The sequence below is a fragment of the Bacillaceae bacterium S4-13-56 genome (assembly GCA_040191315.1).
Taxonomy (GTDB): Bacteria; Bacillota; Bacilli; order Bacillales; family JAWJLM01; genus JAWJLM01.
This window is the reverse complement of the sequence record JAWJLM010000022.1, coordinates 22,988-32,455: the sequence shown is the minus strand read 5'-3', so window position 1 is coordinate 32,455 and position 9,468 is coordinate 22,988. Positions and strand designations below refer to the sequence as shown.

General features: G+C 40.5%; 14 protein-coding genes. 11 read left to right on the top strand and 3 right to left on the bottom strand.

The genetic code is table 11. From position 1 onward, the window contains the following. Window positions 1-323: 323 nt before the first annotated feature. From RZN25_07940 to RZN25_07930, 3 genes are read right to left on the bottom strand one after another with little or no spacing between them, the layout of a single operon-like run. The gene (locus RZN25_07940) at window positions 324-1,013 is read right to left on the bottom strand and encodes a hypothetical protein (protein MEQ6376749.1); all 690 of its coding nucleotides are present in this window, start codon (window positions 1,011-1,013) and stop codon (window positions 324-326) included. A gap of 1 nt (window position 1,014) precedes the next feature. Continuing rightward, window positions 1,015-1,872 carry an ABC transporter ATP-binding protein gene (locus RZN25_07935; GenBank protein ID MEQ6376748.1) on the bottom strand — a complete coding sequence of 286 codons (858 nt, stop codon included), beginning with the start codon at window positions 1,870-1,872 and terminating at the stop codon, window positions 1,015-1,017. Then, window positions 1,862-2,239: a GntR family transcriptional regulator gene (locus RZN25_07930; protein ID MEQ6376747.1), complete on the bottom strand. Its 378-nt coding sequence runs from the start codon at window positions 2,237-2,239 to the stop codon at window positions 1,862-1,864. The genes RZN25_07935 and RZN25_07930 overlap by 11 nt, the downstream gene beginning before the upstream one ends. Window positions 2,240-2,771: 532 nt before the next feature. Here RZN25_07930 and RZN25_07925 point away from each other — a divergent pair. The 11 genes from RZN25_07925 to RZN25_07875 all read left to right on the top strand — a co-directional run bounded on the left by RZN25_07925 (window position 2,772) and on the right by RZN25_07875 (window position 9,416). Then, complete coding sequence (locus tag RZN25_07925) at window positions 2,772-3,758, top strand: sugar-binding transcriptional regulator (GenBank protein MEQ6376746.1); 987 nt, start codon at window positions 2,772-2,774, stop codon at window positions 3,756-3,758. Next, window positions 3,727-4,368 (top strand): phosphate propanoyltransferase, encoded by a 642-nt coding sequence (locus RZN25_07920; protein MEQ6376745.1) that lies wholly within the window; start codon window positions 3,727-3,729, stop codon window positions 4,366-4,368. The genes RZN25_07925 and RZN25_07920 overlap by 32 nt, the downstream gene beginning before the upstream one ends. A gap of 14 nt (window positions 4,369-4,382) precedes the next feature. Then, a complete protein-coding gene (locus RZN25_07915) occupies window positions 4,383-5,111 on the top strand; it encodes a hypothetical protein (protein ID MEQ6376744.1) in 729 nt (242 codons plus the stop codon). Window positions 5,112-5,115: 4 nt separating this feature from the next. Further along, entirely contained in the window at window positions 5,116-5,421 is a 306-nt protein-coding gene (locus RZN25_07910; protein MEQ6376743.1) for a EutN/CcmL family microcompartment protein, read from the top strand. Between the two features lie 2 nt (window positions 5,422-5,423). Next, complete coding sequence (locus RZN25_07905) at window positions 5,424-6,848, top strand: aldehyde dehydrogenase family protein (protein ID MEQ6376742.1); 1,425 nt, start codon at window positions 5,424-5,426, stop codon at window positions 6,846-6,848. Window positions 6,849-6,971: 123 nt separating this feature from the next. After that, window positions 6,972-7,247 carry a BMC domain-containing protein gene (locus RZN25_07900; GenBank protein ID MEQ6376741.1) on the top strand — a complete coding sequence of 92 codons (276 nt, stop codon included), beginning with the start codon at window positions 6,972-6,974 and terminating at the stop codon, window positions 7,245-7,247. A 12-nt stretch (window positions 7,248-7,259) separates the two neighbouring features. After that, on the top strand, window positions 7,260-8,087 hold the full coding sequence (gene tpiA, locus RZN25_07895; GenBank protein ID MEQ6376740.1) for a triose-phosphate isomerase: 828 nt from the start codon (window positions 7,260-7,262) through the stop codon (window positions 8,085-8,087). 12 nt (window positions 8,088-8,099) lie between these two features. Continuing rightward, window positions 8,100-8,573, top strand: coding sequence for a ribose 5-phosphate isomerase B (rpiB, locus tag RZN25_07890; protein MEQ6376739.1), 474 nt, complete (start codon window positions 8,100-8,102; stop codon window positions 8,571-8,573). Window positions 8,574-8,577: 4 nt separating this feature from the next. Next, window positions 8,578-8,859, top strand: coding sequence for a EutN/CcmL family microcompartment protein (locus tag RZN25_07885; protein ID MEQ6376738.1), 282 nt, complete (start codon window positions 8,578-8,580; stop codon window positions 8,857-8,859). Between the two features lie 3 nt (window positions 8,860-8,862). After that, window positions 8,863-9,144: a BMC domain-containing protein gene (locus tag RZN25_07880; protein ID MEQ6376737.1), complete on the top strand. Its 282-nt coding sequence runs from the start codon at window positions 8,863-8,865 to the stop codon at window positions 9,142-9,144. Next, window positions 9,144-9,416 (top strand): EutN/CcmL family microcompartment protein, encoded by a 273-nt coding sequence (locus RZN25_07875; GenBank protein MEQ6376736.1) that lies wholly within the window; start codon window positions 9,144-9,146, stop codon window positions 9,414-9,416. The genes RZN25_07880 and RZN25_07875 overlap by 1 nt, the downstream gene beginning before the upstream one ends. The last annotated feature ends 52 nt before the right edge of the window (window positions 9,417-9,468 follow it).

Here is a 9,468-nt window from a genome sequence, read left to right as displayed (position 1 = left end):
CCTATAAGCAACGGATTTACATATTGAATTCCCATAGGCCAAGACCGCGACTTCGTCCTTCTGGGACAATCAAAAATTTTGCAGATTCAGGTCAAACTTATTAGAAAACTTGGCATTCGCCAAGCCTTTGTGGCGAATGGCTTAGTTGCACTTATGCAGATAGGAAAGTTTTATACTTTCCTATCTGTTAAAAAAAGAAAGCCCAACGGACAGCTAAAATTGCTCGTTGGGCTTTCTTACGCGCAAAACTTCCGATTGTTCCCTAAGAGAACCGTCCCCACCAACATGGCCACCATCACAACCATTAGCACACCCCCACAAATCTACCTGGCTTTTACTGTACTAATATGTCGGAGCATTGTCCAAGTCAGTCCATAGATTATAATTCCAATCAATAGTACATGGAAAAGAAATCTGTAGTCCATGGAATGGTAGGTTTCTACAATGAAGTCGATCAGCCATCCCTGCCCCATACCTAATAAAAAAACAATGACAAAGGCACCTACCATACTACCTCCACCTAGTAGACCGTATTTATAAACCAATAACCCTAACAAGTACATAAGGGATAGTAAGAGAAACAAGACGATGGTGTCCACAAAAACTCTATTCAACCAAGTGTCCGAAATCAGTTGTGCTGGATGAATCAATAGAAATGTCATACCCGTCTTTTTCGTGATTTCCATGACTACTAGATAAAGGGTGCTAGCAAGCACAGATTTCACGAACGCTAACAGCAAAAAGAAGATACCAAGACTCACAAAAATATTTTTTCTCGTCGCTCCCATTTTTATCGAAAAAGGAACACTCTCCTTCACACTCACAAAACCAAAAATCCCACCATAAATATAAATCGCAACCGGCAAAGAAAAAGCCATTTCAAAATCCTTCAAAAAAGAACCTATAAGAATAGTAGCTGCTAAAGTACTCACTAAAATGAACCAAAAAACAAAAAATGAATGTCGAGCATCCGTAATATAGAAATATAACAATCCCTTTATTTGTCGCCCCATGCTATGCCTCTCTCCTTCCCTCAGTTAAATAAATCATTAAATCCTGAATCGGGATTCCTTCAACCGACAACCCTTGCAATCTCGCCTGTTCCGCATTGCCATAGACATAAGCGACCATCATTCTACCCAACTGTTTCATGCTCATTACTTCCTTATCCTTAATAAAAGCCTCGATCTCCTTCGCATTTCCCGTCACCGCATAAGTGTGATTCCGAAGCACTTCCGCCTCTTCCTTCAAAACTAATTTCCCTTCTTTTAAAATGAGTACCTCTTCAAAAAGAAGACTGACCTCATCAATCAAATGAGTAGAAAAGATAATCGTTCGTGGCTGTTTTTCATATTCCTCAACCAAAATCTCATAAAACTTTTGCCGCACAGCAGCATCTAACCCTATATAAGGCTCATCAAAAATAGTAATAGGAGCCTTACTCGCCAAACCAACGATAATCCCCAGCGCTGATTCCATCCCTTTGGAAAGCGCCTTCACCTTAGCACTTATTTTCAAATGAAAAACCTTAACCAAATCTATCGCCAAATCCTGATCCCAAGTAGGATAAAAAATAGAGTAAATTCGCAAAACATCCCTAATTTTCAATTCCTTTTTAAAATTATTTCCTTCCTTAATTAAACAGATAGATTCCGTGAGCCGTTGATTGTCAAAAGGATTCTCGCCATCAATGGTTATTTCACCACTCGACGCTAAAATTTGCCCAGATAGAATGTCCATAAAAGTCGTCTTCCCAGCCCCATTTCGACCAAGCAAACCATATATTTTTGGTTCCTCCAATGTGAACGAAACACGATTCAAAACAACATCATTTTTATACTTTTTGCTGACATCCTTTACCTCAATTCTCATCGCCCTCATCCTCCCTCTTCACCATTTCTAAAAGCTCTTGAAGACTAATCTGCAACTTTTCAGCCTCCCTCTTTAATGGAAGCATAAAATTCACATAAAACTTTTCCTTCCTATTCTCAATTAAAATAGTCCGCGCATTCTCAGTCACAAACATACCAACACCTCTTCGCTTATACAAAATCCCTTCATCCACTAACTCATTAACTCCCTTAGCCGCCGTTGCAGGATTAATCTTGTAAAAACGAGCGAATTCATTCGTAGAAGGAACCCTCTCCCCCTCCGAATAAGTGCAATTGATTATAGAATCTTCTATTTGCTCCTTAATTTGTTGAAAGATAGGCCTATCATCATCTAGCGCATTCTTCATTCCATTCACCTACCTATTTATATGGTTATTTACTTATGTAATTAACCATATAACCAGTCAACACAAAAGTCAACCACTTTTTTTACCAAATGCAGGTAAGTTGTAGGGGTGTTCTAAGAGATAGATCTCTGCAATTTCTCTTGGAAAAAGAAGCCACATTCAGTACTGACACATTGATAAGTAGAAATTCAAAAACTTCCTTCTTGCTGGGAAATTCAAAACTTTGCGTGTAATAGCTAAAAATGCATAATCTACCAAAAATGATAAAAACACATAATTAATAGTCTAAAATGCCGAGCAAAACTTCCAAATTTCCTCGTCAGAACCGTCCCTACCAACACACCCCAACATCTACAAACATTGATATATCAAGCTTTGGGTGTGTTGGTGAGAACCGTCCCCAACAGCACGCCCCCCAACAGCACGCCCGCGCCGACACGTCAATTCTTCTCTTGCTAAAAATGGGTTTTTATATTATACTATGAACAAATGTTCAAAGGTAAGTTAACAAAATTTCAAAGGGTGTTATTCCTTGCATGATGATAAATTGAGTAAGTTAATTGAGGCAGCAAAGTTGTATTATCAGTTTGATATGAGTCAGCAAAAAATTGCTGAAAAGCTTGGGGTATCTCGACCTTCTGTTTCGAGAATGCTTCAGCAGGCAAAGGATCAAGGAATTGTTCAAATAAAAATTCTTGATCCTACGGAAAGTACAGAGCAAATGGAAAGATTATTAAAAAAGAAGTTCAAATTGAAGGATTGTAAAATAGCTTCAGTGCCCTTCTTTGTTGATGAAATTAAAGCTGAATTAGGAAAAACGGCTGCGAGTTATCTTGGTGAGATCGTTCAAGATGGAGACATCATTGGAACAACCTGGGGAACTACGATTTATGAAGTTGCCCAAAGGATACAGCCAAAGAATGTAAAAAGTGTGACTGTTGTTCAATTAAATGGTGGGGTTAGCTACTCTGAAACCAATACATATGCATCTGAGATCCTTCATTTTTTGAGTGTCGCCTTTAATACTGTCCCCCATTTTCTGCCTTTACCAGCGATTGTTGATAACCCTGTAGTGGCAAACGCTATTTTATCCGATCGGCATATTCGCCGAGTACTCGACCTAGGAAATCAAAGTAATATAGCCATCTACACAGTTGGAGATGTGAATCATAAGTCTACCTTATTTCAAGCCGGTTACTACTCAGAACAAGAATTTAAAGAGTTAAATAAATTGGGCGGTGTAGGTGATATTTGTTCAAGAATTTTTGATCATAACGGAAGAATTTGCGACCCTAAACTGGATGAACGCACGATTGGTATACAACTTTCAGAATTAAGAAAGAAAGATTACAGCATTTTAATTGCCGGCGGTATGGAAAAGGTAGATGGAATCATAGGAGCCTTACATGGGAACTACTCCAATGTACTAATAACTGATCAATACACGGCCCAAATCCTACTTCAAGACGGAAAGGAGGAAAATAAAAATGCAGGAACAGGAGCTAAAGAACCTTATTAAGGATGTCACTCTCAAGGTTTTGCAAGAACAAAAAGGCAATCAAGATTCCATTCCAATAGCTGTATCCAATCGGCACATTCACTTATCCCCCGAACATGTAGAAAGATTGTTTGGAAAAGGCTATCAGTTAACAAAAGTAAAGGACCTATCGCAGCCAGGGCAATTTGCCGCTAAAGAAACTGTCACATTAATAGGACCAAAAGGCAAAATCGAAAAGGTCCGCATATTAGGACCTAGTCGTGGAAAGACACAAGTTGAAATCTCCCTGTTCGATGGTTACACATTAGGAGTAAAGCCACCCGTAAGAAATTCCGGTGATATTGAGGGGACTCCCTCCATTACCATTCAGGGACCTAGAGGCCAGTTAAAAATTGATCAAGGATTGATTTGTGCAGCCAGACATATTCATATGCACCCTGATGACGCTGAATTTTTTCAAGTGGAAAATGGCCAACATATTCAAATACAAGTAGACGGGCCGAGGGGTGTCATTTTTCAAAATGTACTGATCCGAGTTTCTGAAAAATATCGATTAGAAATGCATATCGATATCGACGAAGCCAATGCTACCCAAATTGGCCAGGGAGCAAGAGGGAAAATACGGAGGTAGAAGGGGGGAACAGAGTGCAAGAGAAAATTGAGACGCTTGTGCGTCAAGTGGTAGCTGAATTTTTACAAAATGAATCTCAGAAAAGTGGAACTCCAGTCAAAAAGTACCCTGTATTTATTTTAATAGACCAGCAACCGGATGAAGTCCCTTCGGCGGTATGGGAAAAGATCCAAAAGCTAGATGAACATTATCACATCACAGTTTGCACACCGAGTAGCATCACTATACCAGCAAGCCTTACAGATACTCACCTCATACTAAGTGAGGATCATTTATCCAATATTAAGAATGCATTGAGAAAATCCGAGCTCTTAATTCTAGCAAACTCACAATATAGCCATCTAGCAAAATTAGCCCTAACGATAGATGATACTTTAGGAATGTGGATCTTAATCCAAACCCAATTAAATGGAAAGAAAATTGTTATGCTCAAAGATTCATTGACTTCAACTGGTTCCCAAGTAGTTACAGCTCCTCATCAAGTAAGCGATCGAGTTCAATCCTACATAAGACAACTACAGCAAGAAAGGATTTCATTTGTAACACTCAAACAGTTAGGGCAGTGGTTGGATTCATTTTTTGAGGAATCAAGTCCTCCACGTCACACAGTTTTAGCCAAGCATATTCAACAAGTAGCAAATGACGGGGAAAGAATATTGGAGGTACCAGAGGATAGCTTAATTACTCCAATGAGTAAGGATTTAGCGAGAGAGTTAGGCGTTTCAATAAAACAAAAGGAGTAAAAGTATGATTATTGGTAGAGTTATAGGAAGTGTCGTTTCTACCTCAAAAGCCGAAAAGCTGCAAGGAAAAAAACTGCTAATCGTTCAACCGCTTGACATGATTACGATTGACCCGACCAATAAACCAGTCGTCGCCATTGACACGGTTGGCTCTGGAAAAGGTGAAGTCGTCATGGTAGTTAGCGGAAGCTCAGCAAGACAAACGCAAATCACCAATGGAACCCCTGTCGATGCCGCCATTGTCGGAATAATCGACGAAATTGAAATCGAAGGTAAGCTCACCTTTAAAAAAGATAAGGAGGGAGAATAAGATTGCAAATAAGTGAAAAAGAGATTCAAAAATTAGTAGAGCAAGTTTTGGTAAAGATCACTGATCAATCCAAGAATTCTCAATCTACCTCTTCAAGCAATGTGTCCCTTGGGCATGGTGTATTTGAAACGGTAGAACAAGCTGTAAGATCAGCTCAAAAGGCAGAAACAGATTTTCAACAAGTGTCCCTTGAATTACGAAAAAAAATGATTCAAGCCATGCGTGATATCACTATAAACCATGCAGAAGAATTAGCTCAAATGGCTGTGGAAGAAACAGGCTTAGGAAAAGTAGAAAACAAGATTGCGAAAAACCTTTTAGCCGCAAACAAAACACCGGGTGTAGAAGACTTAGTGAGTTCCACTTTTACAGGTGACCGAGGCATGACTTTAGTGGAAAGCGCTCCATTTGGTATTGTGGGGGCTATTACACCATCTACTAACCCAGCGGCAACGATCATTAATAATAGCATTTCCCTAGTCGCTGCAGGAAATGTAGCTGTCTTCAATCCACATCCTACCGCTAAGAGGGTATCCCTTCATGCAATGCAGCTTCTAAACCAAGCAATTCAGTCTGTTGGTGGTCCTGAGAATGTGTTAACAGCGGTTGCCAATCCAACACTTGATACGAGTAAGGAAGTCATGGAGCATCCTGATATTCGTGCTTTAGTTGTAACAGGTGGCGGAATTGTTGTTAAAGCGGCCATGCGTGTTGGAAAAAAAGTCATTGCAGCAGGCCCTGGAAATCCTCCCGTCGTTGTCGATGAAACAGCTGAACTTCCGAAAGCAGGAAAAGACATCGTCGATGGAGCAAGTTTTGACAACAACGTACTTTGTACCGCTGAAAAAGAAGTATTTGTTGTAGAACAAGTAGCAAGACAATTAAAGAAGGAAATGACAAACAATGGTGCAGTTGAGCTGAGTGGCTTTGAACTTGATAAACTATTAAAAGTGATCATGGTAGAGAAAAATGGAAAACACTACCCAAATCGTGAATTTATAGGGAAAGACGCTTCGGTTCTATTAGCCGCTATTGGTAAGAAAGTTGATTCATCCGTGAAGCTCGTGATTGCAGAGACAAAGTGCGATCATCCATTAGTCCATACGGAGATGCTCATGCCGATTCTTCCAATCGTTAAGGTAGCTAACGTTGATGAAGGCATTAAGTTAGCGGTAAAAGCCGAAAAAGGAAATCGCCATACGGCCATTATGCATTCCCAAAACATCACGAACTTAACCAAAATGGCTCAAGCCATCCAGGCGACCATTTTTGTTAAAAACGGTCCGTCCTACTCTGGGCTAGGCTTTGGTGCAGAAGGCTTTGCCACTCTGACAATTGCAGGTTCTACTGGAGAAGGGTTAACATCGGCTAAAACCTTTACGAGACAACGTCGATGTGTACTAGTCGATGGTTTCAGAATTATATAAGTGAGGTTTTTGTAAATGGCAGACCAAAATGGAGCGAGCAAGGAAAAGAAGGACAATGAAAAGGGAAAAACGTCTACTAAAAGACGCACGAATAAAAAACAAACACAAGGAGGAAATAATACGATGAAAGAGGCATTAGGAATGATTGAAACTAAAGGATTAATTGGTGCAATTGAGGCAGCGGATGCAATGGTGAAGGCTGCTAATGTTACTCTTGTTGGAAAAGAATTAGTAGGTGGCGGACTTGTCAGTGTCATGGTTCGTGGTGATGTTGGAGCTGTAAAAGCAGCAACTGAAGCAGGAGCTGATGCAGCAGGTCGTGTAGGAGAACTATTATCCGTGCACGTCATCCCACGCCCAAATGGAGATGTAGAAAGCATTTTACCAAAAGCAGAATAGGTGTGAGGTTTCATGTCGCAAGCTATGGAGAGTTTTATAGAACAGATCGTTAGGAAGGCTGTCACTGAACAATTGGGAAGTTCTAGCGTTGGTTCCCACCCCTATCAAAGAAAAGCATTAGTTGTAGCCAATTGGAAAATGAATATGGAATTAAAGGACATTCACCAATTTGTTCAAAACTTTAGAAATGATGATGAACATGTGGTCATTTGTCCTCCCTTCCCCTACCTTTTTCCATTAAAGGCTATGTTGAAGGAAAGGAATCCAGCTATTTCAATCGGCGCACAAAATAGTCACTGGGAAAAAGCTGGAGCATACACCGGGGATGTATCGGCAAGTCAGGTAAGAGATATAGGATGTGACTATGTTCTAGTCGGTCACTCTGAACGAAGAGCAGCTGGAGAAACAGATGAACAAGTTAATCAAAAGACACTGGCTGCATTATCCCACCAAATAAAGCCGATCATTTGCGTTGGAGAAACTGAAGTAGAAAAAAGACAAAATCAAACCAATCAAGTCGTAACCAATCAGGTCTTACTAGCACTAAATGGAATCAAAGATGTAACAAATATCGTCATTGCTTATGAACCGGTTTGGGCCATTGGTTCTGGACAATCTGCTTCAGCCGAACAGGCTCAGGAGGTCCATCAATCTATCCGCTCCTTGCTCCTTAAAACATATGGGGACGCTGGAGATCAAGTTCAGATTTTATATGGAGGGTCTGTTAAGCCTGCCAATGTGCATCTTTTCAGTGTGATGAAAGATATCGATGGTGTCTTGGTGGGTGGCGCCAGTTTAAAAGCAGACGATTTTGCCGCAATTACTCAGGCGTTTTTGTAAGGAGGAAAAAGCATGAGAAAGGTAGCCATCGGGAGTGACCATGGTGGTTTTGATTTAAAAGAAAAATTAAAGCAGCAATTAACCCAATGGGGATTTGAATATGTAGATTTCGGCTGTCATAGCAAAGATTCCGTAGATTACCCGGACATTGCCTTTCTAGTAGGAGAATGTGTTGCAACCAATGATCAATATGTTGGAATTATGATCGATGGGATTGGCGTAGGAAGCGGGATGACCCTAAATAAAATTCCTGGAGTGAGAGCAGGAGTTTGCTGGGATTTAACTTCAGCGATTAACAGTCGTGAGCATAACAATGCCAATGTATTATCCATCGGTGGGCAAATGCTTGGAGATCATTTGGCCACACAAGTAGTAAAAGCTTGGCTAGATACTCCTTTTGCTGGTGGTCGTCATGACCGCCGTGTGACCAAAATAATGGAAGTGGAAAGCCGCTTCATTAAGCGCGAAAAACGAGAAAGCAGGTAATCCCATGTTTATCGGCAAAGTCGTTGGAAATGTGGTTTGTACACAAAAGGATGAAAGCTTAACGGGTCTGAAACTACTAGTGATTCAACCTTTAGAAAAAAATTTAGAGCCAAAAGGAGATCCCATTATTGCCATTGACACCATTCGTCAAGCAGGACAAGGTGATCTCGTGTATTTAGCCAAAAGTAAAGAGTCCTCCCTGCCCCTTAACCGAGAGCTCACTGCCTCTGATGCAGGGGTCATGGGAATTATCGAAAACTATAATGTGATAAAAATGGAGGAATAGAAAATGAATAATGCATTAGGAATGATCGAAACAAAAGGGTTAGTTGGAGCAATTGAAGCTGCAGATGCTATGACAAAAGCTGCTAATGTTACTTTAGTCGGAAAAGTTCAAGTTGGTGGTGGATTAGTAACGGTTATGGTACGTGGAGATGTTGGTGCAGTTAAAGCAGCTACAGAAGCTGGTGCTGATGCAGCAAGTCGTGTTGGAGAATTCATTTCTGTTCATGTTATTCCTAGACCACATTCTGATATCGAAAAGATCTTACCACAAGCACCGAAAGCCTAATGAAAATCGGTCGAGTTATTGGCAACATCGTGTCAACCATTAAGACACCTAGCCATGCAAATCAGAAACTCATGATCGTAGAACCCATTGATACAAATGGGAAGACAATTGGAGACTCATTGATTGCAGTAGATTCCGCAAGAGCTGGTGTCGGTGATCTGGTCCTCATTCTCGAGGAAGGTGGATCAGCTAGGGATATCATGAATAATCCAGAAGGTGCCGTAGACGCCATAATAGTTGGAGTGCTAGACAACCTGAATATTACAAATTAACGGAGGTGAGCTCCATGGATATGGAACTTTTGATTAAACAAATCACAAATGA

Excerpts from the sequence above, each read along its gene's own strand:
- RZN25_07940 (MEQ6376749.1), bottom strand. The coding sequence starts at position 1,013 with ATGGGGCGACAAATAAAGGGATTGTTATATTTCTATATTACGGATGCT.
- RZN25_07935 (MEQ6376748.1), bottom strand. The coding sequence starts at position 1,872 with ATGAGAATTGAGGTAAAGGATGTCAGCAAAAAGTATAAAAATGATGTT.
- RZN25_07930 (MEQ6376747.1), bottom strand. The coding sequence starts at position 2,239 with ATGAAGAATGCGCTAGATGATGATAGGCCTATCTTTCAACAAATTAAG.
- RZN25_07920 (MEQ6376745.1), top strand. The coding sequence starts at position 3,727 with ATGCAGGAACAGGAGCTAAAGAACCTTATTAAGGATGTCACTCTCAAG.
- RZN25_07910 (MEQ6376743.1), top strand. The coding sequence starts at position 5,116 with ATGATTATTGGTAGAGTTATAGGAAGTGTCGTTTCTACCTCAAAAGCC.
- RZN25_07900 (MEQ6376741.1), top strand. The coding sequence starts at position 6,972 with ATGAAAGAGGCATTAGGAATGATTGAAACTAAAGGATTAATTGGTGCA.
- tpiA (MEQ6376740.1), top strand. The coding sequence starts at position 7,260 with ATGTCGCAAGCTATGGAGAGTTTTATAGAACAGATCGTTAGGAAGGCT.
- rpiB (MEQ6376739.1), top strand. The coding sequence starts at position 8,100 with ATGAGAAAGGTAGCCATCGGGAGTGACCATGGTGGTTTTGATTTAAAA.
- RZN25_07885 (MEQ6376738.1), top strand. The coding sequence starts at position 8,578 with ATGTTTATCGGCAAAGTCGTTGGAAATGTGGTTTGTACACAAAAGGAT.
- RZN25_07880 (MEQ6376737.1), top strand. The coding sequence starts at position 8,863 with ATGAATAATGCATTAGGAATGATCGAAACAAAAGGGTTAGTTGGAGCA.
- RZN25_07875 (MEQ6376736.1), top strand. The coding sequence starts at position 9,144 with ATGAAAATCGGTCGAGTTATTGGCAACATCGTGTCAACCATTAAGACA.